Genomic DNA, 23,015 nt, shown 5'->3' with positions numbered 1-23,015 from the left:
GGGCGGTCACGAGTGCGATCGTAGGCTGTCCGGCATGACCCTCGGCCGACTGCTCATCGGCGCCACCCCACTTGGCCAGCCCTCCGATGCCTCATCACGGCTGGTCGACGCGCTGCGGGGCGCCGACGTCATCGCCGCGGAAGACACCCGCCGCATCCGCACGCTGGCCCAGGCTCTCGACGTCAGGCTCACCGCCAAGGTGGTCAGCCTCTATGACCAGAACGAGGCCTCGCGGGTGTCGGGCCTGCTCGACGAGGTCCGGGCCGGCGCGACCGTGCTGCTGGTCAGCGATGCCGGTATGCCGTTGATCAGCGATCCCGGTTACCGGCTGGTGACGGCGTCTATAGATGCTGGGGTAGCCGTCCATTGCCTGCCCGGACCGTCGGCGGTGACGACGGCGCTGGCGGTCTCGGGGCTACCGGCCGAGAGGTTCTGCTTCGAAGGGTTCGCGCCGCGCAAACAGGCTGCCCGCAGAACATGGCTGAACACCCTGGCGACCGAGCAGCGGACCTGTGTGTTCTTCGAGTCGCCGCGGCGGCTTGCCGGGACGCTCACCGAGGCCGTCGAGGTACTCGGCTCGCAGCGACGGGCGGTGGTGTGCCGCGAGCTGACCAAGACGCACGAGGAAGTGGTCCGCGGCTCGCTCGCCGAACTGGCCGACTGGGCCGCCGACGGCGTCCTCGGCGAGATCACCGTCGTGCTGGCCGGCGCCGTTCCGAAGGCCGACCTCGACACGCTGGTGGCCCAGGTCACCAAACTCGTCGACGACGGCATCCGGGTCAAGGACGCCTGTGCCGAGGTGGTCGCGGCGAATCCAGGCGCACCGTCACGGCGTGAGCTCTACGACGCGGTCCTGCGTTCGCGCGCGTGATCCCGTGATCGGCGCCGCCTTGTGCAGGCACTCCTCCCACTCGCGACCGGGATCCGAATCGGCCGTGATGCCCCCGCCGACACCCAGAACCGCGTTGCCGGACGCGTTGAACTCGACGGTGCGGATCGCGACGTTCAACTCGCAGCCGGCGACGGGTGATGCGAGACCTACTGTGCCGCAATAAACTCCGCGTCGAACGGGTTCCCATCCGGTGAGCAGCTGGCGTGCCCGCGTCTTCGGCGTGCCCGTCACCGAGGCGGGCGGGAACGTGGCGTCGAGCACCGCCGACATCGGCACACCGACGTCCACCCGCGCCGACACCGTCGACACCAGATGCCACACCCCCGGCGCGGGTCGCACAGACAACAGCTCCGGCACCGTCACCGTGCCGACGTCGGCGACGCGCCCGAGGTCGTTGCGCACCAGGTCGACGATCATGATGTTCTCGGCGACGTCCTTGGCCGACGCACGCAGTGCCGCCGGATCGGCGGACAACGGCAGCGTGCCCTTGATCGGACTCGACGCGACGTGGTCACCACGCCGGCACAGGAACAATTCCGGCGACAACGACGCCACCGCGCCCCAGTCGCCGCCCAGGTATGCCGCCCGCGCGGGAGACGTGCGTTCGACGGCGTCGACGAAGAAGTCGATCGAAGGGCCGTCGAGTCGGCCGCGGAACTGTGTGCACACGCACGCCTGGTAGACCTCGCCGGCGGCGATCGCATCCAAGCAGGCCAACACCCCGCGCCGATGCGCCTCGCGGTCGGCCCCGCCCCACGCGACGCGAGCCGGCCGCGGTTCGGCAGGCACTCGCAGCGCGTCGACCACCCAGTCCGGAATCGCTGCGCCGGTGAGGCTTTCGAACCACCACCGTCCGTCCCGGTCCTGACGCAGCACACAATCGGACCAGCCGCCCGCAGCCTCGGGAACACGCGGGCCATTCCCATCGGCCGCAGCGTCCGGATACGACAGGTAACCGAACCAACCGCCGCCGACCGCATCTCCTGATCCACCCGGCGCCACGTCGAACACTCGCGACGCTTCGACGGGTGACACGTCGACCGTCGGCGCGATGACCGCACCCGAGCCGAACCAGTCGCCGATCAGCGCTGCGGGCGCGGCCAGCCCGCGCTCGGCCGCGGCGTACGCGACGGCGCGCAGTACCGCCGGGGCGCCGCCCAGGTCGCCGAGCAGGTCGATCCGCACGACCCCAGCTTGCTGTGTCCCGCGAGCAGACGCAAAGTGACCCGAAATTCCGGCGAAACAGGGCACTTTGCGACTGCGCGCGCAGGAAGAGTCAGCGGCTGATCTTCCGGGGGATCGTGACGCCGCCGAGCTTGTCCGGATTGCGCACCGCATACAGGTTCGTGATCTTGTCGTCGGTCACCTCGAACACGAACAGGCCCTCCAGGTGCTCGCCGGTGTAGATCACGACGGCCGGCGCGCTGTTGTACACCGCTGTGTGGAACCGCATGTCCGGCATATCCCGGGCCACCCGGAAAAGTTGGGCCATCAGCGCGGCCACCCGCCGCGCGCCGACGACGGGCCTGCGGATCGCGGTGGCCTTGCCGCCGTGGTCGGCGGTCCAGGTCACGCCGGGCGCGAGCAGAGCCATCAGACCCTCCACGTCGCCCGTCGCCGCCGCGGTCAGGAACTGCTCGGTGATCTGGGCCGTCCGGCGTTCGTCGACGGGGCCGAACCGCTTGCGCCTCGACTGCACGTGGGCACGGGCACGGTGCGCCATCTGGCGCACCGTCCCCGCGGACTTTCCGACCGCTTCGGCGATCTGGTCGTAGTCGAAGCCGAACACCTCGCGCAACACGAACACCGCGCGCTCGTCGGGCGTCAGCGTCTCCAGCACCACCAGCATCGCCATCGAAACCGATTCGGCCAGCACCACATCCGCCGACGGGTCGGTGTCCTCGAGCAGCAGCGGCTCGGGCAGCCACGGGCCGACATACTCCTCGCGACGACGTGCCCGGCTGCGTACCGCGTTGAGCGCCTCGCGGGTCACCAACTGTGCCAGGTACGACTTCGTGTCCCGCACCGTCGCGAGGTCGACGTCGGCCCAGCGCAGGTAGCTGTCCTGCAGCACGTCGTCGGATTCCGTTGTGCTGCCCAGGATCTCGTAGGCGATCGTGAACAGCAGCGGCCGCAGATGGGTGAACCGCTCGGCGTGGTGGCCTTCGCCGGCCGAGCCGGCTGTGGGGCCCGTGGTGGTCACGTTTCCGTGACCACCTTCGGAGCGAAGGCCGGCTGCGAAGGACGCGGGCCGCCCTTGAACCAGAACGAGGCGCCGGGTTTGCGCGCCTCTTGACGCTGTCCCCAAATAGTGCCCTTGCAGATGGCCTCCTTCACCTTGGCGCCGACGCGGCCGGCGATGAAGAAGTTCACCGGAGTGTCGTCCTGGTGACCGAGCTGGAGGATCCCGGCGCGCCGGCCCAGGCTGGTGCACGTCCCCGGCAGCCCGTACTGGAAACTCGCCGGGGCGGTGCCCGCGATCCGGCTCAGCACCGTGTTGGCTGCCTGGGGTCCGAGCTGTCCGGCAGACGCGCAGCACATCCGCAGCGGTACACCCGACGGGGAGGCGCAGTCGCCAGCGGCGACGATGCGATCGTCGTCGATGCTGGTCAGCGTCTCGTCGGTGAGCAGCCGGCCCAGTTCGTCGGTGTACAGGCCGCTGGCCGCGGCCAGTTCAGGCACGCCGAAGCCTGCCGCCCAGATGGTCAGTGCTGTCGGGCGCACCGCGCCGTCGGCGAAGACCACCGCGTCGGCGCGCACCTCGGTCACGACGTCGGCTTCGAGGATGGTGACGCCCAACTTGCGCAACGTCTTGGCGACCGAACGCCGCCCCGGTTCCGAAAGCGGCGTTGCCAACTGGCCACCGCAGACCAGCGTCACGTTGTGACCTTGCTCTGCCAGCTCGGCCGCCGACTCGATGCCGGTCAGTCCGCCGCCGACGACGGTGACCGGAGCGCCTGGACGCACATCATCGAGGATGGCCCGCAGCCGCTGCGCCTGCTCCAATTCCGCAATGGGGTAGGCGAATTCGGCTGCACCCGGCACCGATGCCGGTATCGCGCCGGTGCTGCCTACCGCGTAGATGACGTAGTCGTAGTTCACGGCGCGGCCCGACGCGAGTTCGATCCTTCGCGTGGCGGTGTCGATGCGTGTCGCGGTGTCGACCACCAGCTTGATGCCCTCGCCGAGCAGCGTGCCGTAGTCGACGGTGGCCTCGTAGTTGCCGGCGGCGTGCTGGTGCAGGCGGATCCGCTCGACGAACTTCGGGCGGGGATTGACCAGTGTGATGTCGAGGTCCCCGCGCGTTCGCAGATGGTTGGCCGCCAGTGTTCCGGAGTAGCCGCCGCCGATGACGACGACTCTCGTGTTGTGTGCGTTGTGTGTGTTGGGTGCGTTGTGTTCAGTCATGCCCTCTAGACACCGCTCGCCGCCGGATCGTGACAGAACGTGACGTGGGTCACTCTAAGCGGTCAGACGAGTCCGAGCGCCAGCATCGCGTCGGCCACCCGGATGAACCCGGCGATGTTCGCCCCCGCCACATAGTTGCCGGGTTGGTCGTACTCGTCGGCGGTGGCCAGGCAGCGATTGTGGATGCGGCGCATGATCTGCTCCAGCCGTTGCTCGGTGTCGACGAATGTCCACGAGTCCCGCGACGCGTTCTGTTGCATCTCCAACGCGCTGGTTGCGACACCGCCCGCGTTGGCGGCCTTACCCGGTGCGAACGTCACCCCGGCCCCCGCGAAGTGTTTGACCGCGGTGGGGGAGCACGGCATGTTCGCGCCTTCGGCGACGATCCGGCAGCCATTGGCGATCAGCGCAAGCGCCTCGTCGCCGTTGACCTCGTTCTGCGTCGCGCACGGCAGCGCGATCTCGCACGGCACGCTCCACACGTTGCGGTCTTCGACGAACGTGGCGGCGCCGCCACGTATCTCGGCGTAGTCGGCCACCCGGCCGCGCCGCACTTCCTTGATCTCCTTGAGGATCTCGAGGTCGATACCCTTCTCGTCGACGACATAGCCGCTCGAGTCCGAACAGGCCACCACGATGCCGCCGAGTTCCTGGATCTTCTCGATGGCGTAGATCGCGACGTTTCCCGAGCCGGACACGACGGCGTGCTTGCCCTCGAAGCTGTCGTTTTTGGCCTTGAGGATCTCGTTGACGAAGAACACGGTTCCGTATCCGGTGGCCTCGGTGCGGACCTGCGAACCGCCCCAGGTCAACCCCTTGCCGGTGAGCGTGCCGGACTCGTAGCGGTTGGTGATCCGCTTGTACTGCCCGAACAGGTAACCGATTTCACGCATACCCACGCCGGCGTCACCGGCGGGCACGTCGGTGTACTCACCCAGATGGCGGTACAGCTCGGTCATGAACGACTGGCAGAACCGCATCACCTCGTTGTCGGTGCGGCCCTTGGGGTCGAAATCCGCGCCCCCCTTGCCGCCGCCGATCGGCATGCCGGTCAGCGAGTTCTTGAAGATCTGCTCGAAGCCAAGGAATTTGACGATTCCGAGGTAGACGGACGGATGGAAGCGCAGACCGCCCTTGAAGGGGCCCAGCGCGGAGTTGAACTCGACGCGGAAGCCGCGGTTGATCTGGACCGTGCCGCGGTCGTCGACCCAGGGTACCCGGAAGATGATCTGGCGTTCCGGTTCGCACAGCCGCCGGATCACCTCGGAGTCGACATATTCCGGATGCTTCTCCACCACGGGTCCGAGGCTGGTGAGCACCTCGAACACGGACTGGTGGAATTCGGTCTCGCCGGCGTTGCGCCGCGCGACCTCTTCGTAGATGTCGTGCAGTTTTTCGTGCAGTCCGTTCACTTTTCGAATCACTCAGCCTGGTAGCGGGGGAACACGCCGGTCGGGGCCGGCAGGGCGGTGCCTGGCTTCAATCGGATACCGACGGCGGCGAAGGAGCGTTCGTCGGGGTCCTGACCGAGCAGGTCGAGCAGTTTGGCGGTCGAGTCGGGCATCACCGGCTGGGCCAGCAGTGCCGCGATCCGTACGACCTCCAGCGTCGTGTACAGCACAGTGCCGAACCGCCTCTGGTCCTCGGGCGACTCGGACTTGCGCAGCACCCACGGCTCTTGGGCCGAGAAGTACTTGTTCGCCGACCCCAGCACGGACCAGATGGCCTCCAGCGCCAGGTGCATCGCCACGGCGTCGTAGTGGGCGCGCACCCGGTCCAGCAACGAGTCGGCCGACTCCAGCAACGCGGTGTCCTCGGCGGTGAAATCGCCTGGCTCGGGGACGATTCCGTCGAGGTTCTTGGCGACCATCGACAACGAACGCTGCGCCAGGTTGCCCAACTCGTTGGCGAGGTCGGCGTTGATGCGCCCGATGATGGCCTCTTCGCTGTAGCTGCCGTCCTGACCGAACGGGACCTCGCGCAGGAAGAAGTACCGCACCTGATCGAGCCCGAACGTGTCGACGAGGTTCACCGGATCGATGATGTTGCCCACCGACTTGCTCATCTTCTCGCCTCGGTTGAGCACGAATCCGTGCGCGAAGACCCTGCGTGGCAACGCGATTCCGGCAGACATCAGAAACGCCGGCCAGTAGACGGCGTGAAACCGGATGATGTCCTTGCCGATCATGTGCAGATCGGCCGGCCAATAACGTCGGAACACCTCGGACGACGTGTCCGGAAAGCCCACGCCCGTCAGGTAATTCGTCAGGGCGTCCACCCACACGTACATGACGTGGTCGGGATGATCGGGTACCGGCACGCCCCAGTCGAACGTCGTCCGGGATATCGACAGATCGCGCAGCCCGCCGGAGACGAAACTGATGATCTCGTTGCGCCGCACGTCGGGCTCGATGAACTCCGGGTGCGCCCGGTAGTGCGCGAGCAACTTGTCGGTGTAGGCCGACAGCCGGAAGAAGTACGTCTGCTCCTCGGTCCACGTCACCGGAGCGCCGGTTTCCGTTGCCACCCGCACACCGTCGGCGCCGACGCTGGTTTCGGCTTCGGTGAAGAACCGTTCGTCACGCACGGAGTACCAACCCCGGTACGAGTCGAGGTAGATGTCGCCGGCGTCGTTCATCCGCCGCCAGATCTCGTTGGACGCTTCGTGGTGGTCGGCGTCGGACGTCCGGATGAACCGGTCGAACGAGATGTTGAGCTTGCGCTGCAGGCGCTCGAACACATCGGAGTTCTGCCGCGCCAGCTCGGCCGTCGGGATACCCAGCGCCTGCGCGGCCTCGGCCATCTTCAGCCCGTGCACGTCGGTACCGGTCAGGTAGCGCACGTCGAAGCCGTCCAGCCGTTTGAACCGCGCGATCGCATCGGTGGCGATGTACTCGTAGGCGTGTCCGACGTGCGGATCGCCGTTCGGGTAGGCGATCGCCGTGGTGATGTAGAAAGGCTCGCTCATTTGGCCTCAGCTTATGGTGTGGCGGTGAGTGAGAAGCGCCCAGGCAGAAGGGAGCAGCCGCCCGCCCCGGCGCCGCTGAGCCCGCTGATCGACGCGCACACCCATCTCGATGCGTGCGGCGCCACGGACCCGGCGAGCGTCACCGAGATCGTCGACCGCGCCGCCGGGGTCGGCGTGCAGGCCGTCGTCACCATCGCCGACGACCTCGAGTCCGCGCGATGGGCCACCGAGGCCGCCGACGCCGACGCGCGCGTCTACGCCGCGGTCGCCCTGCACCCGACGCGGGCCGACGCGCTGACCGAGGAGGCCAAGGCAGTCATCGAGCGACTTGCCGCCCATCCCCGCGTCGTCGCGGTCGGGGAAACCGGCCTGGACCTGTACTGGCCGGGCAAGCTCGACGGGTGCGCCGACCCGGCGACCCAGCGCGACGCGTTCGCCTGGCACATCGACCTCGCCAAGCGCACCGGTAAACCGCTGATGATCCACAACCGCGAGGCCGACGCGGGGATCCTCGACGTGCTGAGCGCCGAAGGGGCCCCGGACACGGTCATCTTCCACTGCTTCTCCTCGGGCCCGGAGATGGCGCGCACGTGTGTGGACCAGGGCTGGGTGCTGAGCCTGTCGGGCACCGTCAGCTTCAAGAACGCCAAGGCCCTGCAGGAAGCCGCGGCGCTGATTCCTCCGGGGCAGTTGATCGTCGAGACCGACGCGCCGTTCCTCACCCCGCACCCGTACCGCGGCGCACCCAACGAGCCGTATTGCCTGCCCTACACCGTCCGGGCGCTCGCCCGGATCATCGACAAGCCGGCAGAGGTAGTTGCGCGGGAAACTACCGCGACCGCCGCGCGCACCTACGGCCTTGCGAGTTGCTGACGCCGAGCCACTCCGTTACCGTGCTGTGATCGAAACCGGAGCGCTACCCCCGCAGCCGCATTCGGCCCGATAGTCGGAGATATACGACGTTTTGAACACTTTCACAAAACTCCATGAAGCGCGCTCGCCATTGCTACGTCTTCTGGTCGGTGCGACGCTGCTCGCACTCACTTTCGCCGGTGGCTATGCCGTAGCCGCGCACAAGACCGTCACGCTGACCGTGGACGGCTCCTCGACGACGGTGGCGACGATGAAGTCGCGCGTCATCGACGTCGTTCAAGAGAACGGCTTCGACGTCGGCGAACGCGATGACCTGTACCCGGCCGCCGATCAGCCGGTGCACCAGGCCGACACCATCGTGCTGCGTCGCAGCCGTCCGCTGCAGGTGTCCCTCGACGGGCAGGACAGCCGACAGGTGTGGACCACCGCATCGACGGTCGACGAGGCGCTCTCGCAGCTGAAGATGACCGACACGGCGCCCGCCGCCGCCTCGCGCGGCAGCCGGGTTCCGCTGGCGGGCATGTCGCTGCCGGTCGTCAGCGCCAAGACCGTGCATATCAACGACGGCGGGGCGATGCGCACCGTCACACTGGCCGCACCGAACGTCGCAGGTCTGCTCGCGGCCGCCGGCGCGCCGCTCGAGCAGCGCGACACCGTCGTGCCGGCCGCATCCGCGCCCGTGGCCGACGGCATGAGGATCGACGTCACCCGCAACCGGATCGAAAAGGTCGCCCAGCGCGTGCCGCTGCCGGCGCCCCACAAGCGCATCGAGGACCCGACGCTGAACCAGAGCCGCGAGATCGTCGAGGACCCCGGCGCGCCCGGCACCCAGGACGTGATCTTTGCGGTGGCAAAGGTCAACGGCGTTGAGACCGGCAGGTTGCCAGTAGCCAATGTCGTCGTGACGCCGGCCCGCGAAGGCGTGGTGCGGGTCGGCACGAAACCCGGCACCGAGGTGCCGCCGGTGTCCAACGGCGCGACGTGGGACGCGCTTGCTCGCTGCGAAGCGGGAGGTAATTGGGCTATCAACACCGGCAACGGCTACTACGGTGGCGTCCAATTCGACCAGAACACATGGGAGCGCAACGGCGGTCTGAGGTATGCTGCGAGAGCTGATTTGGCGACACGAGAAGAGCAAATCGCGATTGCTGAAGTCACTCGGGCGCGGCAAGGCTGGGGAGCGTGGCCGACGTGTAGCGGGAGGATTGGGGCGCGCTGACCATTCGATTACTCGGACGGACTGAGATACGGCAGCTGGCCAAACAGATCGATTTCCGGCCGCGTAAAGCCTTCGGTCAGAACTTCGTCCACGACGCGAACACGGTTCGGCGGATCGTCTCGGCGTCCGGGATCAACAGGAACGACCACGTCCTCGAGGTCGGCCCCGGACTGGGCTCGCTGACGCTGGCCCTGCTCGACCGCGGTGCGCGGGTGACCGCCGTCGAGATCGACCCGGTGTTGGCCCGGCAGCTGCCGGCCACGATCGCCGACCATTCGCACAGCGAGATCAACCGGCTCACCGTGCTCAACCGCGACGTCCTGACGCTGCGTCGCGCCGAGCTGGACGAGGAGCCGACGGCCCTGGTCGCGAACCTGCCCTACAACGTCGCGGTGCCCGCGCTGCTGCACCTGCTGGCCGAGCTGCCGTCGATCCGCACCGTGATGGTGATGGTGCAGGCCGAGGTGGCCGAGCGACTCGCCGCCGAACCGGGCGGCAAGGAGTACGGCGTGCCCAGCGCCAAGGTGCGGTTCTTCGGCAACGTCCGGCGTTACGGCATGGTGTCGCCGACCGTCTTCTGGCCGATCCCGCGGGTGTACTCGGGCCTGGTGGGCATCGAACGCCACGAGACCCCGCCGTGGCCCACCGACGACGGCTTCCGCCGCAAGGTGTTCGAGCTGATCGACATCGCGTTCGCGCAGCGCCGCAAGACGGCCCGCAACGCGTTCGCCGAATGGGCGGGTTCGGGCAACGAGTCGGCGCGCAGGCTGCTGGCCGCCAGCATCGACCCGTCGCGTCGCGGCGAAACGCTCTCGATCGCCGACTTCGTCCGGCTGCTGCAGCGGTCCGGTGAGGCCGACGCGCCTCCGGTCGGCGAACCCCACGAGCAGGAGCAGCAGGGTTCGATCGGCGTGCCCTGAGACGCGCTCGGAAGCCTCGGATCACCGGCAACTACTGCAACGCGCGGGCGATCAACGCGACGAGCTCGCGGCAGGACCGGTAGCGGTCCGCGGGCGCCTTCGACAATGCCTTGGCCATTATCGAGTCGAAAGCCCGCGGCAGCCAGTCGATCTCGCGGGAGAACCGCGGCGGCTGGCGGTGCAGGTGTGCGTCGACCAGACCGACCCGGGAGTCCTCCCGGAACGGCGGCGACCCGGTGACCAACTCGACCGCGGTACAGGCCAGCGCATATTCGTCGGTCGCCTCACTCGGTGCCCGGCCCGCGATGAGCTCGGGCGCCGAGTACGCCAACGACGCCTCCACCTGAGTCGGGCGCCGGCAGGTGTCGTCGGTGATCGTGACCGCGACCCCGAAGTCGATGAGAACGGCGCGGGCGCCGTCGACGAGGATGTTGGCGGGTTTGACGTCGCAGTGCACGATCGCGCGGTTGTGGATGTAGTCCAGCGCGTCGGCGATCTGGCTCAGCGCGGTGATGCGATCGGAGAGCTTCCGCAGGCCTTGCACCCCGCCGCCCGCAACCAACTCCATCGTCAGCCAACCGGGACCGCGCTCGTACACCGTGACGATGTGGGGATGGTCCAACCGGTGGGCGAAATCGAATTCCCTTCGCAGCCGTGCCAGCTCGGCGAGGTGGCGATGGTCTTCGTCGAGGACCTTCAGCGCGACCACTCGCGCCGCGTCCTCGGCGCCGTGCACCCGGTAGACGGTGGCGGATCCGCCGCGGCCGAGGACCTCGTCGACCACGTAGCCTTCGAACCGGTCGCCGGCGGACAGCACATTCCCAGATTAGTGCCGGTGACGGCCCTGACCCGGTGAGACGACTGCTGGTCACCAGATAGTGTCGTGCCGTGCCAGGCTGGAACGGAAACACCGCCTCGGAGTGGGTTCCCACCGGGTCGGTCACCGTTCGGGTGCCCGGCAAGGTGAACCTCTACCTGGAGGTGGGGGACCGCCGCGACGACGGTTATCACGAGCTCACCACCGTGTTCCATGCCGTTTCGCTGCTCGACGAGGTCACCGTCCGCAACGCCGACATGCTGACCGTGGAGATGTCCGGTGAAGGGGCCGAGTCGCTGCCCACCGACGAGCGCAACCTCGCGTGGCGGGCGGCGGAGTTGATGGCCGAGCACGTGGGCCGGGCGCCGGATGTGGCGATTGTGATCGAGAAGTCCATCCCGGTGGCCGGCGGGATGGCGGGCGGCAGCGCAGACGCCGCGGCGGTGCTGGTGGCGATGAACACGCTGTGGGAGCTGGGCGTGCCGCGGCGCGATCTGCATGCGCTGGCCGCTCAACTCGGCAGCGACGTGCCGTTCGCATTGCACGGCGGGACGGCGTTGGGCACCGGTCGCGGGGAGGAGCTGGCAACCGTGCTCGCCCGCACCACATTCCACTGGGTGTTGGCGTTCGCCGACGGCGGGCTGTCCACGCCTGCCGTGTTCGCCGAGATCGACCGGTTGCGCGAGACCGAGGAGTCCGACCGCAAGGCGCCGCCTCGACTCGACGACCCGGAGCCGGTGTTGGCCGCATTGGCGTCCGGCGATGCGGCTGAGCTGGCGCCGCTGCTCGGAAACGACCTGCAGCCCGCGGCGCTGCGCCTCGACCCGGGGCTGCGCCGCACGCTGCGCGCCGGCACCGAGGCGGGGGCGCTGGCGGGCATCGTCTCGGGCTCGGGGCCGACGTGCGCGTTCCTGTGCGCGTCGGCGAGTGCGGCGGTCGACGTCGGCGCACAACTCGCCGGCGCGGGGGTGTGTCGCACGGTGCGGGTGGCCAGCGGTCCCGTGCAGGGCGCGCGGGTGGTACCCGCACCGTCGACATCGGTGTGACGTCTGCCGCGAGCGCGCAACCTGGTACGCAAAACCCGCGAAATTCTGTACCCAGTTGAGCGCTCGACATCGGTTTGATAACGAGCCGGTGTGAGCCAGACCTCAATTCTCGCGAGAGTTTGGCGGCTACTTAAGAGTTGCTTAAGATGAGCGGCGGTGAAAACTAGCGGTCATGCAGCGGACGCGACTTTCTTCCCCACCGGAAACCTCGGTGGGAGTCTCGTCAGACGCGGCGTAGGTTCCGGTGCATCACCGATTCGAGACTCAACCGCTCCCGATTTGTGTGCGCGCCTCAGCGCTCGCGTGCCTGATCAGGCGGAGCATTACGCCAGGGGATTCGCTCTGGAGCCGAGGAGGTCGTCGTGAGCCGATTCACCGAGAAGATGTACCGCAATGCCCGCACCGTAACGACGGGCATGGTCACCGGTGAACCCCACGAGCCCATCCGCCACACCTGGGGCGAGGTGCACGAGCGAGCGCGCTGCATCGCGGGCGGCCTGGCCGCCGCGGGCATCGGCCAAGGCGACGCCGTCGGCGTGCTGGCCGGCTTCCCCGTCGAGATCGCGCCGACCGCCCAGGGCCTGTGGATGCGCGGCGCCAGCCTGACGATGCTGCACCAGCCGACGCCGCGCACCGACCTGGCCGTGTGGGCCGAGGACACCATGACCGTGATCGGCATGATCGAGGCCAAGGCCGTGATCGTGTCCGAGCCGTTCCTGGTGGCGATCCCGGTGCTCGAGGAGAAGGGCATCAAGGTCCTCACGGTCGGCGATCTGCTGGCATCCGAGCCGATCGACCCCGTCGAGGTCGGCGAGGACGACCTGGCCCTGATGCAGCTGACGTCGGGATCCACCGGTTCCCCGAAGGCCGTGCAGATCACGCACCGCAACATCTACTCCAACGCCGAGGCCATGTTCATCGGCGCCGAGTACGACGTCGAGAAGGACGTCATGGTCAGCTGGCTGCCCTGCTTCCACGACATGGGCATGGTCGGCTTCCTCACCATCCCGATGTACTTCGGCGCGGAACTGGTCAAGGTCACGCCGATGGACTTCCTGCGCGACACGCTGCTGTGGGCAAAGCTCATCGACAAGTACAAGGGCACCATGACGGCCGCCCCCAACTTCGCGTACGCGCTGTTCGCCAAGCGGTTGCGGCGTCAGGCCAAGCCGGGCGAGTTCGACCTGTCGACGCTGCGCTTCGCGCTGTCGGGAGCTGAACCCGTCGAGCCCGCGGACGTCGAGGACCTGCTGGACGCCGGCAAGCCGTTCGGCCTGCGGCCCGACGCGATCCTGCCCGCCTACGGCATGGCCGAGACCACCCTGGCGGTGTCGTTCTCGCCGTGCGGAGCGGGTCTGGTGGTCGACGAGGTCGACGCCGACCTGCTGGCCGCGCTGCGCCGCGCCGTGCCCGCCACCAAGGGCAACACCCGGCGACTGGCCTCGCTGGGGCCGCTGCTGCGCGACCTGGAGGCCCGGGTCATCGACGAGCACGGCAACGTGATGCCGCCGCGCGGCGTCGGTGTGATCGAGCTTCGCGGCGAGTCGCTGACGCCCGGATACATCACGATGGGCGGCTTCATTCCCGCTCAGGACGAGCACGGCTGGTACGACACCGGCGACCTCGGCTACATCACCGACGAGGGCAACATCGTCGTCTGCGGCCGAGTCAAGGACGTCATCATCATGGCCGGCCGCAACATCTATCCGACCGACATCGAGCGCGCCGCCTGCCGCGTCGACGGTGTCCGTCCGGGTTGCGCGGTCGCCGTGCGACTCGACGCCGGTCACTCGCGGGAGACCTTCGCCGTCGCGGTCGAGTCCAACTCGTGGCAGGACCCCGCCGAGGTTCGTCGCATCGAACACGATGTCGCCCATGAGGTGGTGGCCGAGGTCGACGTCCGCCCGCGCAACGTCGTCGTGCTCGGACCGGGAACCATCCCGAAGACGCCCTCGGGCAAGCTGCGCCGCAGCACCTCGGTCTCGCTCGTCACCTAACCGCCTCGTGTCGCGAGCGGCCGCGTCTGTACGCGACACGCCGCGGAAAGTTGGCATTTTGCGGTCGCTCGCGCGGTAACAACTTGTCGGCGAGTGCCGATACGGTTCCTGTCATGCCCTCCCCACCCGCCGTCGAAGCCATCGACCTGGTGAAGCGCTTCGGTGAGAACACCGCGGTCGACGGCGTCAGCTTCACCGTCCCGCCTGCCACGGTGCTGGGTCTGCTGGGTCCCAATGGCGCCGGTAAGACGACCACGGTGCGGATGATGACCACGCTCACCGAACCGACCAGCGGCACCGCGCGCGTCGCCGGGTACGACGTCGTGCGCGAACCCGATCAGGTGCGCCGCAACATGGGCTTGGCCGGACAGGTCGCCACGGTGGACGAACTGCTGACGGGCCGGGAGAACATCCGGATGATCGGCGCACTCTACGGCATTCGCAAGAAGGCTCTTCGGCGGCTGGGAGACCAACTGCTGGAACAGTTTTCGCTCACCGACGCGGCCGACCGCGTGGTGAGGTCGTATTCGGGCGGGATGCGCCGCCGACTCGACCTCGCGGTGAGCCTGATCGCGTCGCCTCCGGTGCTGTTCCTCGACGAACCCACCACCGGCCTGGATCCGCGGAGCCGCAGCGAGTTGTGGGACGCACTGAGAAACCTGGTCAAGCATGGCACGACGTTGTTGCTGACCACGCAGTACCTCGAGGAGGCCGATCAGCTTGCCGACAACATCGTGGTGATCGACAAGGGGCGCATCATCGCGCAGGGGTCGCCGCTGCAACTCAAGCAGCAGGCGGGCACTGCCAGCCTGGTCGTGACCGTGGCGAAGGCAGAGGATCTTCCCGCCGCGCAGGCGCTGCTCGCCAAGACCGGCGCCGAGGTGTACGTCGACGTCGGCGCGCGCGAACTCACCGCCGCCGCCGACGGTCTCGACGACATGATCCGCGTCGCCGGCTGGCTGCGCGAGAGCAACATCGACGTCGACGACATGGGGCTGTCCCGGCCCAGCCTCGACGACGTGTTCCTCACGCTGACCGGTCACCGCACCGAGGAGGAGGTCGAGGCATGACCACCCTGACCGCGTCCGCGCCCGAGCGCGTCGAACCAGCGCACACCGGGCGCACCAACATCGCTCAGCAGTCGTGGATCATGGTCAAACGCAACATGATCCACACCAAGCGCATGCCCGAGATGTTGAGCGACGTGACCGCGCAGCCGATCATGTTCGTGCTGCTGTTCGCGTTCGTGTTCGGCGCTTCGATCGTCAACCCCGGTGGCACGAACTATCGCGAGTTCCTGCTCCCCGGCATCCAGGCACAGACGATCGTTTTCTCGGCGTTCGTCGTGGCATCCGGCATCACGGCCGACGTCGAGAAAGGCATCATCGACCGGTTCCGGTCGTTGCCCATCTCGCGCTCGTCGGTTCTGATCGGCCGCAGCATCGCGAGCCTGATCCACTCGTCGCTCGGGGTGGTGGTGATGGCGCTCACGGGCTTGGCCATCGGGTGGCGCATCCGCGGCAGCGTCGCCGAAGCGGTGCTGGCGTTCGCGCTCGTGCTGGTGTTCGGTTTCGGAATGATCTGGTTCGGCATCCTGATCGGGTCGCTGCTGCGCACCGTCGAGGCGGTCAACGGGGTGATGTTCACCGTGTTGTTTCCGATCACGTTCCTGGCCAACACCTTTGTGCCCACCGAGCCGATGCCGCACTGGCTGCGAGTGATCGCCGAGTGGAACCCGGTGTCGTCGCTGGCGCAGGCGATGCGCGAACTGTGGGGCAACGGCGGCCCCGCGCCGGAAAGCGCACAGCTCCCGTTGCATCACCCGGTGCTGGCCACCATCGTCTGGTCGTTGGTGTTGACGGCGATCTTCGCGCCGTTCGCGCTTCGCGCCTACGCCCGCCGTACGGGAGACTAGGGCGCGAGCGGCGGGCTATTCCCAGGCGTGGACGATGTTCTGCGCCGGCTCCAGGCCTTGCGCCACAAGGAGTTCGGTGGCGTCGGCGGCCTGCTCGCAGATCGTCGGGACATCCTTCCACTCGGCCGAGCTGAAGGTCGACAGCACGTACTTCGCACCGTCCATCCGGCCGGGCGGCCGTCCGATGCCGATGCGGACTCGCTGAAAGTCGTTGCTGCCCAACGCTGAACTCACCGATCGCAGACCGTTGTGCCCGGCCACACCGCCACCGAGCTTCAGCCGGATCCGGCCGAAGTCGATGTCGAGTTCGTCGTGGATCACCACGATGTCGGCAGACGACACCGAATAGAACTTGGCCAAGGGCCCCACCTGGCGACCGGACTCGTTCATGTAGGTACGCGGTTTGGCCAGCACGACCGGCCGTCCGCCGATGCGGCCCGTGGCCACTTCGGCGCCGGACTTCTTGTGCACCTTGAATCCCGAGCCGATGCGGTTGGCGAGGATGTCGGCGACGAGGAACCCGAGGTTGTGCCGGGTGGTGGCGTACTGAGGCCCCGGGTTGCCCAGGCCGACCACGATCTGGGGCCCCCGCCCTTGGCCAGGGGAGGGTTCGGCCACGCCGGACTACTCGGAGTCTTCCGAGGGTGCGGCTTCTTCGGTGTCGCCTTCGCCCTCCGCGGCCTCCGCCTCGGCGACCTCGGCGCCCTGCTCCTCCAGCGTCGCACCGCCGCCCTCGGCCTCCAGCTCCTCTTCCGTCGGCGCAGCGACGACGTTGACCACCAGCATCTCGGGGTCTGACACCAGCGTGACGCCCGACGGGAGCTCGATTGCGCCGGCGGTGAACTGCGTACCGACGTCGGCACCCTCGATGGACACGGTCAGGTTTTCCGGAATCGACTGGACGTCGGCCTCCACCTCGATCGTGTTGGCATCCTGCGTGACCAGCGTGCCGGGCGCGGCGTCGCCCTCGACGACGACGTTGACCTCGACGGTCACCTTCTCGCCGCGACGCACGACGAGCAGGTCGGCGTGCGTGATGGTGCGGCGGATCGGGTGGATGTCGAGCGCCTTGGTCAGCGCGAGCTGCTCCTTGCCGTTGATGTCGAGCGTCAGAACCGCGTTGGTGCCCGCGTGGCGAAGTACGGCGGCAAAGTCGTGGCCGTCGAGCTCCAGGTGCTGCGGGTCGCTGCCGTGACCGTAGAGGACCGCGGGCACCTTGCCATTGCGGCGGGCACGCCGCGAGGCGCCTTTACCGGTCTCAGTACGGACCGAAGCGGTCAGGTTGTTGGGGGCGTTCTTGGCCATGCGGTGGGTGCTCCTGTCGTGTACTCGGCACGGCCAGGGCTCAACCACTCGAAAAGAGGTTCGCGTCGATAACGGTGGCAGGCCACCCTCGCCGTGATCACCGGCAAGGGTAGCCGCAACTGCTGCTCGGGCCCAAATCAGAGCGCGAACTTGGTGCCGGTGAGCTGCTCGGAGAGCTCCCACAGCGCCGTCGCGGTCCGTGCGTCACGCGCCAGCGGGCTGCGCAACGGGGTCGGGCCGGTGGGTCCCCGGCTGCCGAACCGCGGGCCGACGAAAGTGTCCCCCGGCAGATCCTCGGCCACCGCGTACAGGGTCTGGCGGGCGCCGAACTCGGCGCTCGTGGCGAACAGTCGGTTGCCGGCAAGCCAGAACCGGGTGCCGAACTTGTTGCCGGTCTGGCCCTGCAGGTTGGTTGCGGAGTAGCCGGGGTGCGCGGCAATCGCCTTGACCGGCGAGCCCGCCGCGGTCAGCCGTCGTTGCAGGTCCTTGGTGAACAACAGGTTCGCCAGCTTCGACTGACCGTAGGCCGGCCACGCCAGATAGGGCCGTGCCTTCCAGTTGAGGTCCTTGAGGTTGATGCGGCCGATCAGGTGCATCATCGACGACACCGTCACCACCCGATCGGTGATCTTGGGCAGCAGCAGGTTGGTCAGCGCGAAATGCCCGAGGTGGTTGGTGCCGATCTGGCTCTCGAACCCGTCGACCGTCAACGCGTACGGGACGGCCATGATGCCCGCGTTGTTGACCAGCACATCGACGGCGTCAATACCGTCGGCGAAGGCCCGCACCGACCCCAGATCCTGCAGGTCGAGCTTGCGGACCTCGACGTCACCGGTGATCGCCGCGGCGGCCTCGTCGCCCTTGGCGGTGTTGCGCACGGCGAGGATGACCGTCGCGCCGGCGCCGGCGAGTTCACGAGCCGTGACCAGCCCGAGACCGCTGTTGGCGCCCGTGACGATGACGGTGCGTCCGGCGAAAGAGGGCAGGTCGGCGGCGGTCCATTCGCTCATGGCGACAGCCTAGTGAGCCGCGGCAAGAACTACCGGGGCGGCGGGGGTGCCTTCGGCACCGCGACGTTGAAGCCGCCGATGATCTGCTCGATGTCGCCCGACTCTTCGACGGCCTTCTCGGCATAGCCCGTCACCGTGAACTGGATCAGGTAGCGCTGCTTGGCCGGTGGTGCGCCGGTGGCGATCACGATGCGGTTGTAGCTGTGCATCCGTCGGCCGTTGAGGTCGTAGCTGCCCTCGATCATCGCCGACGGGAAACCCTTGAAGTCGTCCATCGAGGCGTTGAGGCGCCGGAAGTTCTGCGACATCTCGGCGGCGACGTACCCGTGCTTGATGGCCTCGCGCGGATCGAAGTCGCCGGTCAGCTTCATCACCACCAGCATCGCGATCGGATACGTCTCACCCTTGGCGATCACCCGTGTGCCGGGCGCGAAGTTGGCGTTGAAGTACGGCTCCCACCCTTTCGGCGTCGGGTATGTGACGGTCAGATCGGTGAGCTTCTCGGGGAAGACCGGGTCGCCGACCACGCCGGTCTGCTCGAGGTACGCCGCGACCGTCACCGGTTTGTCGCCGTCTGCCGGGGCGGTGGTCGTCGGTGACGACGACGTCGACCACACCGACTGGTAGTTGGGGGGTTCCGTGCCGCAGCCCGACGCCACAGCGACCGCGACCGCAGCCGCGAGAAGCGCAAAGCCCCGACGGCTCACAGAATCTCGCGCACCGCGTCGATCGGGCGGGCGAGCCGGACACCGTTGGAAGTGACGACGAACGGCCGCTCGATCAGGATCGGGTTGGCGGCCATCGCGTCGAGGAGTTCGTCGTCGCTGGCGTGGGCGAGACCCAACTCGGCGTAGAGCGGTTCCCGCTTGCGAACGGCGGTCCGCACGTCGATACCCGCCTCGGAGATCATCTTCGCCAGCTCGGCGCGAGTCGGCGGCGTCTTGAGATACTGCACGATCGTCGGCTCGATTCCGTTCTCCCGCAACAGATCCAGCGTCTTGCGTGAGGTCGAGCATTTGGGGTTGTGGAAGATGGTTGCGTCTGAAGCTTTCGAGGCCACGGCTACGCCGACCCGTCGAACAGGCTGGTGACCGAACCGTTGTCGAAGACGGCGCGGATCGTGTTGGCCAGCAAGGGCGCGATCGACAGCACGGTCAACTGCGGGAAGCGCTTGTCCTCGCCGATCGGCAGCGTGTTGGTGACGATCACCTCACACGCCCCCGACTCGGTCAACCGCTCGCGCGCGGGATCGGACAGGACACCGTGAGTGGCCGCGATGATCACGTCGCCGGCACCGTCCTGCTTGAGCAGTTTGACCGCGCCCGCGATGGTGCCGCCCGTGTCGATCATGTCGTCGGTGAGCACGCAGGTCTTGCCCCGCACGTCGCCGACGACCCGGTTGGACACCACCTCGTTGGGCTTCAGCGGGTCGCGGGTCTTGTGGATGAAAGCGAGGGGTACGCCGCCCAGGGAGTCCGCCCACTTCTCGGCGACGCGAACCCGCCCGGAGTCCGGCGAGACGACGACCATGTTGTGGTCGGAGTAGTTGTCGGCGATGTATCCGGTGAGCAGCTTCTGCGCCCGCATGTGGTCGACCGGGCCGTCGAAGAAGCCCTGGATCTGGTCGGTGTGCAGGTCGACGGTGACGATCCGGTCGGCGCCCGCGGTCTTGAGCAGGTCGGCCACCAACCGCGCCGAGATCGGCTCACGGCCGCGGTGCTTCTTGTCCTGCCGGGCATACGGATAGAACGGCAGGATCGCGGTGATGCGCTTGGCGCTGCCGCGCTTGAGCGCGTCGATCATGATCAGCTGTTCCATCAGGTGCTGGTTCAGCGGCGCCGGATGGCTCTGCAGGACGAACGCGTCGCAGCCGCGCACGGACTCGTCGAAGCGGACGAAGATCTCACCGTTGGCGAAGTCCCGCGCGGTCTGCGCCGTCACGGGGACATCGAGTTCCTTGGCGACCTGCTCAGCGAGTTCGGGGTGTGCCCGACCCGAGAACAACATCAAATTTTTGCGGTTGTCGGTCCACTCGGTGCCCACAGTGCGCCCTCAAGGTCGGGGATCGATACCGCTTAATCGTACGTAGCTTCACGCACCGGCCGTGCCCGGGTGGCCAGATCGTGAACAACAGGGGACGGGTTCAGGCTGTTTCGTCGTCGTCGGAGCCCGCCGTGTCGTCGGGGCCCGGCGGCTGACCCGATGCCTGAGCCGCCGCGGCGGCCGACGCCGAGCCGGGGCGTTTGCGCGGGACCCAGCCCTCGATGTTGCGCTGCGGACCCGCCGAGACCGCCAACGCCCCCGGCGGCACGTCGTCGCGTACGACGGTGCCTGCGCCGGTGTAGGCACCGTCGCCGACGGTGACCGGGGCGATGAACATGGTGTCCGATCCGGTGCGGACGTGCGAGCCGATGGTGGTGCGGCTCTTGGTCTCCCCGTCGTAGTTGACGAACACGCTCGACGCGCCGATGTTGCTGTGCTCGCCGATGTCGGCATCCCCGACGTAGGTCAGGTGCGGCACCTTGGTACCGGCGCCGATGGTGGAGTTCTTGGTCTCGACGAATGCGCCGAGCTTCCCATCGACGCCCAGCACGGTGCCCGGTCGCAGGTAGGTGAACGGCCCGACCGTCGCACCATCACCGATCACCGACGAGCTGCCGTGCGTGCGGCACACCGTCGCGCCGTCGCCGACCGTGACGTCGGCCAGGGTGGTGTCCGGCCCGATCTGGCAGCGACCGCCGATGCGGGTGCCGCCGAGCAGTTGGGTGCCCGGCTGCACGACGGTGTCGCGGCCGATCATCACGTCGACGTCGACCCACGTGGTGGCCGGATCGACGACCGTGACACCGGCCCGTTGGTGAGCCGCGACGATGCGCCGGTTCAGCTCGGCCGCCAGCTCGGCCAGCTGTACGCGGTCGTTGACGCCGGCGACCAGCATCGAGTCGTCGACATGCTTGGCCCGCACGACGTGTCCGTCGGACCGGAGGATCGCGATGACGTCGGTCAGGTACTGCTCCTGCTGGGCGTTGTCCGAGTGCAGCCGGCTCAACGCGGAACGCAGCGCGGCGACGTCGAACGCGTACACGCCGGCGTTGACCTCGGCGATCGCCCGCTGCGACGGGCTGGCGTCGGCCTGCTCGACGATCCCCATGACCTCGCCGTCCTGGGTCCGCAGGATGCGGCCGTAACCCGTCGGGTCGGGCAGCGTGGTGGTCAGCACGGTCGCCGCGGCGGGCCGGCCGCCGGCCTCGGCGTTGTGAGTCGCGATTAGGTCGGCCAGCGTGTCGGCGTCCAGCAGGGGCACGTCGCCCGAGGTGACCACCACGGTGCCGGTGAACTCGGGTGGCAGCGCCGACAGCCCGCACTCCACGGCGTGCCCGGTGCCCAGTTGCTGCTCCTGCACCGCGGTGTCGATGGTCCGGCCGAGCTCGGCGGCCAGCCGGTCGACCGCGCCCGCCACGCGCTCGCGGTCCATGCCCACCACGACCACGAGTCGTTCGGGCGCCACCTTGGCGACCGCGTGCAGGGCGTGCGCGAGCATGCTGCGCCCGGCCAGCGTGTGCAGCACCTTCGGGGTGTCGGACCGCATCCGCGTGCCCGCGCCCGCGGCAAGGACCACGACGGCGGAATCGCGATGGTGGTTGGTCATGAGGTTCCCCCTCCGCGCGAGTGACCGTGTTTGTACGCCGACACGCCGCTCTACGGTGTCATTTAGCGGTCGCTCGCCGCAAAAAGTGCTCCGTCGCCAGGACTCGAACCTGAACTATCTGAACCAAAATCAGAGGTGCTGCCGATTACACCACGACGGATCGATCAACTCGTGATGCTAGTCCAACGGTCGAGCTTCTCATCGCGGCTCGTACCTCGCCGCTTGATCGTCGCCGGACGTCCAACGCACTACGCTCAAAAGCGTGGCTGCACTCGACAAAGAGATGCGGGCTCCGCGCGCGCGGATGACCGGCGCCGAACGCCGCCACCAGCTCATCGACGTCGCCCGGTCGCTGTTCGCCGAGCGCGGCTACGAGGGCACCTCGATCGAGGAGATCGCCCAGCGCGCAAACGTCTCCAAACCCGTCGTCTACGAGCACTTCGGCGGCAAGGAAGGGCTGTACGCGGTGGTGGTCGACCGCGAGATGTCCGCGCTGCTCGACGGGATCACGTCGTCGCTGACCAGGATGACCAACAACCGCTCTCGGCTGCGCATCGAACGGGTCGCGCTGGCGCTGCTGACCTACGTCGACGAGCGCACCGACGGGTTCCGCATCCTGATCCGCGACTCCCCGGCGGCGATCACGTCGGGCAGCACATACTCGACGCTGCTCAACGAGGCCGTCAACCAGGTGTCCTCGATCCTGGCCGGCGATTTCTCCCGCCGCGGGCTCGACCCGGAAATGGCGCCGCTGTACGCCCAGGCTCTGGTCGGGTCGGTGTCGATGACCGCGCAGTGGTGGCTCGATGTCCGTGAGCCGAAGAAGGAAGTGGTGGCCGCACATCTGGTCAACCTCTGCTGGAACGGCTTGATGCATCTGGAGAACGACCCGCCGCTGCTCGACGAGTAACGCCCACAAGCGATTTCGGCACGGAACCCGTCGCTGCGGCGACTGGCAGCGCACCGGGACCGCCACTCCACTTAAGATGGACTCAT

Annotated in this window: 22 protein-coding genes and 1 tRNA gene; 9 read left to right on the top strand and 14 right to left on the bottom strand. The window is 68.0% G+C overall.

Features of this window, described 5'->3' with window-relative positions; all coding sequences use genetic code 11:
* The first annotated feature begins 34 nt into the window (after positions 1 to 34).
* Complete coding sequence (rsmI, locus tag AU185_RS12260) at positions 35 to 871, top strand: 16S rRNA (cytidine(1402)-2'-O)-methyltransferase (protein ID WP_059098076.1); 837 nt, start codon at positions 35 to 37, stop codon at positions 869 to 871.
* On the opposite strand, the gene AU185_RS12255 is transcribed toward rsmI, so the two are convergent.
* From AU185_RS12255 to metG, 5 genes are all read right to left on the bottom strand, one after another.
* A complete protein-coding gene (locus tag AU185_RS12255; RefSeq protein ID WP_059098075.1) occupies positions 827 to 2,077 on the bottom strand; it encodes an aminodeoxychorismate synthase component I in 1,251 nt (416 codons plus the stop codon). The genes rsmI and AU185_RS12255 overlap by 45 nt on opposite strands.
* Positions 2,078 to 2,168: 91 nt before the next feature.
* Complete coding sequence (locus AU185_RS12250; protein ID WP_059098074.1) at positions 2,169 to 3,095, bottom strand: RNA polymerase sigma-70 factor; 927 nt, start codon at positions 3,093 to 3,095, stop codon at positions 2,169 to 2,171.
* Complete coding sequence (locus AU185_RS12245; RefSeq protein ID WP_059098073.1) at positions 3,092 to 4,300, bottom strand: NAD(P)/FAD-dependent oxidoreductase; 1,209 nt, start codon at positions 4,298 to 4,300, stop codon at positions 3,092 to 3,094. Before AU185_RS12245 ends, AU185_RS12250 begins: the two co-directional genes overlap by 4 nt.
* A gap of 62 nt (positions 4,301 to 4,362) precedes the next feature.
* Positions 4,363 to 5,712 carry an NADP-specific glutamate dehydrogenase gene (gene gdhA / locus AU185_RS12240; RefSeq protein ID WP_059098072.1) on the bottom strand — a complete coding sequence of 450 codons (1,350 nt, stop codon included), beginning with the start codon at positions 5,710 to 5,712 and terminating at the stop codon, positions 4,363 to 4,365.
* Positions 5,713 to 5,720: 8 nt separating this feature from the next.
* Entirely contained in the window at positions 5,721 to 7,268 is a 1,548-nt protein-coding gene (gene metG, locus AU185_RS12235; protein ID WP_059098071.1) for a methionine--tRNA ligase, read from the bottom strand.
* Between the two features lie 24 nt (positions 7,269 to 7,292).
* Between metG and AU185_RS12230 the strand changes: the two genes are divergently transcribed.
* The 3 genes from AU185_RS12230 (at position 7,293) to rsmA (ending at position 10,280) form a co-directional block, all read left to right on the top strand.
* Entirely contained in the window at positions 7,293 to 8,141 is an 849-nt protein-coding gene (locus AU185_RS12230; RefSeq protein WP_059098425.1) for a TatD family hydrolase, read from the top strand.
* Positions 8,142 to 8,232: 91 nt separating this feature from the next.
* Complete coding sequence (locus AU185_RS12225) at positions 8,233 to 9,360, top strand: resuscitation-promoting factor (RefSeq protein ID WP_059098070.1); 1,128 nt, start codon at positions 8,233 to 8,235, stop codon at positions 9,358 to 9,360.
* Positions 9,357 to 10,280 carry a 16S rRNA (adenine(1518)-N(6)/adenine(1519)-N(6))-dimethyltransferase RsmA gene (gene rsmA, locus AU185_RS12220; RefSeq protein ID WP_059098069.1) on the top strand — a complete coding sequence of 308 codons (924 nt, stop codon included), beginning with the start codon at positions 9,357 to 9,359 and terminating at the stop codon, positions 10,278 to 10,280. The genes AU185_RS12225 and rsmA overlap by 4 nt, the downstream gene beginning before the upstream one ends.
* A gap of 31 nt (positions 10,281 to 10,311) precedes the next feature.
* Here rsmA and AU185_RS12215 read toward each other — a convergent pair whose 3' ends face one another.
* A complete protein-coding gene (locus AU185_RS12215) occupies positions 10,312 to 11,097 on the bottom strand; it encodes a serine/threonine-protein kinase (protein WP_059098068.1) in 786 nt (261 codons plus the stop codon).
* Between the two features lie 71 nt (positions 11,098 to 11,168).
* Between AU185_RS12215 and AU185_RS12210 the strand changes: the two genes are divergently transcribed.
* The 4 genes from AU185_RS12210 to AU185_RS12195 all read left to right on the top strand — a co-directional run bounded on the left by AU185_RS12210 (position 11,169) and on the right by AU185_RS12195 (position 16,055).
* Positions 11,169 to 12,143 carry a 4-(cytidine 5'-diphospho)-2-C-methyl-D-erythritol kinase gene (locus tag AU185_RS12210; protein ID WP_059098067.1) on the top strand — a complete coding sequence of 325 codons (975 nt, stop codon included), beginning with the start codon at positions 11,169 to 11,171 and terminating at the stop codon, positions 12,141 to 12,143.
* A 362-nt stretch (positions 12,144 to 12,505) separates the two neighbouring features.
* Positions 12,506 to 14,140 (top strand): fatty acyl-AMP ligase, encoded by a 1,635-nt coding sequence (locus AU185_RS12205; protein WP_059098066.1) that lies wholly within the window; start codon positions 12,506 to 12,508, stop codon positions 14,138 to 14,140.
* 113 nt (positions 14,141 to 14,253) lie between these two features.
* On the top strand, positions 14,254 to 15,210 hold the full coding sequence (locus tag AU185_RS12200) for an ATP-binding cassette domain-containing protein (protein WP_059098065.1): 957 nt from the start codon (positions 14,254 to 14,256) through the stop codon (positions 15,208 to 15,210).
* Positions 15,207 to 16,055, top strand: a complete 849-nt coding sequence (locus AU185_RS12195) for an ABC transporter permease (RefSeq protein WP_059098064.1) — start codon at positions 15,207 to 15,209, stop codon at positions 16,053 to 16,055. The genes AU185_RS12200 and AU185_RS12195 overlap by 4 nt, the downstream gene beginning before the upstream one ends.
* 15 nt (positions 16,056 to 16,070) lie before the next feature.
* Here the strand turns inward: AU185_RS12195 and pth are convergent, their stop codons facing one another.
* The 8 genes from pth to AU185_RS12155 form a co-directional block, all read right to left on the bottom strand.
* Positions 16,071 to 16,673 (bottom strand): aminoacyl-tRNA hydrolase, encoded by a 603-nt coding sequence (gene pth, locus AU185_RS12190; protein ID WP_059098063.1) that lies wholly within the window; start codon positions 16,671 to 16,673, stop codon positions 16,071 to 16,073.
* Between the two features lie 6 nt (positions 16,674 to 16,679).
* Complete coding sequence (locus AU185_RS12185) at positions 16,680 to 17,360, bottom strand: 50S ribosomal protein L25/general stress protein Ctc (RefSeq protein WP_059098062.1); 681 nt, start codon at positions 17,358 to 17,360, stop codon at positions 16,680 to 16,682.
* A 137-nt stretch (positions 17,361 to 17,497) separates the two neighbouring features.
* Positions 17,498 to 18,370, bottom strand: a complete 873-nt coding sequence (locus AU185_RS12180; RefSeq protein ID WP_059098061.1) for an oxidoreductase — start codon at positions 18,368 to 18,370, stop codon at positions 17,498 to 17,500.
* Positions 18,371 to 18,399: 29 nt separating this feature from the next.
* Complete coding sequence (locus AU185_RS12175) at positions 18,400 to 19,077, bottom strand: LpqN/LpqT family lipoprotein (RefSeq protein ID WP_059098060.1); 678 nt, start codon at positions 19,075 to 19,077, stop codon at positions 18,400 to 18,402.
* Complete coding sequence (gene arsC / locus AU185_RS12170) at positions 19,074 to 19,430, bottom strand: arsenate reductase (glutaredoxin) (RefSeq protein ID WP_059098059.1); 357 nt, start codon at positions 19,428 to 19,430, stop codon at positions 19,074 to 19,076. The genes AU185_RS12175 and arsC overlap by 4 nt, the downstream gene beginning before the upstream one ends.
* A 2-nt stretch (positions 19,431 to 19,432) precedes the next feature.
* A complete protein-coding gene (locus AU185_RS12165) occupies positions 19,433 to 20,413 on the bottom strand; it encodes a ribose-phosphate diphosphokinase (RefSeq protein ID WP_059098058.1) in 981 nt (326 codons plus the stop codon).
* 100 nt (positions 20,414 to 20,513) lie between these two features.
* Positions 20,514 to 22,019, bottom strand: coding sequence for a bifunctional UDP-N-acetylglucosamine diphosphorylase/glucosamine-1-phosphate N-acetyltransferase GlmU (gene glmU, locus AU185_RS12160; protein ID WP_059098057.1), 1,506 nt, complete (start codon positions 22,017 to 22,019; stop codon positions 20,514 to 20,516).
* 88 nt (positions 22,020 to 22,107) lie between these two features.
* A tRNA-Gln gene (locus tag AU185_RS12155) sits at positions 22,108 to 22,179 on the bottom strand.
* A gap of 144 nt (positions 22,180 to 22,323) precedes the next feature.
* Here AU185_RS12155 and AU185_RS12150 point away from each other — a divergent pair.
* Entirely contained in the window at positions 22,324 to 22,929 is a 606-nt protein-coding gene (locus tag AU185_RS12150; RefSeq protein WP_059098424.1) for a TetR/AcrR family transcriptional regulator, read from the top strand.
* Positions 22,930 to 23,015: the final 86 nt, after the last annotated feature.

Origin of the sequence: Mycobacterium sp. GA-0227b, from assembly GCF_001499855.1 — a bacterium.
In the GTDB taxonomy this organism is placed as follows: Bacteria; Actinomycetota; Actinomycetes; order Mycobacteriales; family Mycobacteriaceae; genus Mycobacterium.
This window is presented reverse-complemented; position numbering and strand designations above follow the sequence as displayed.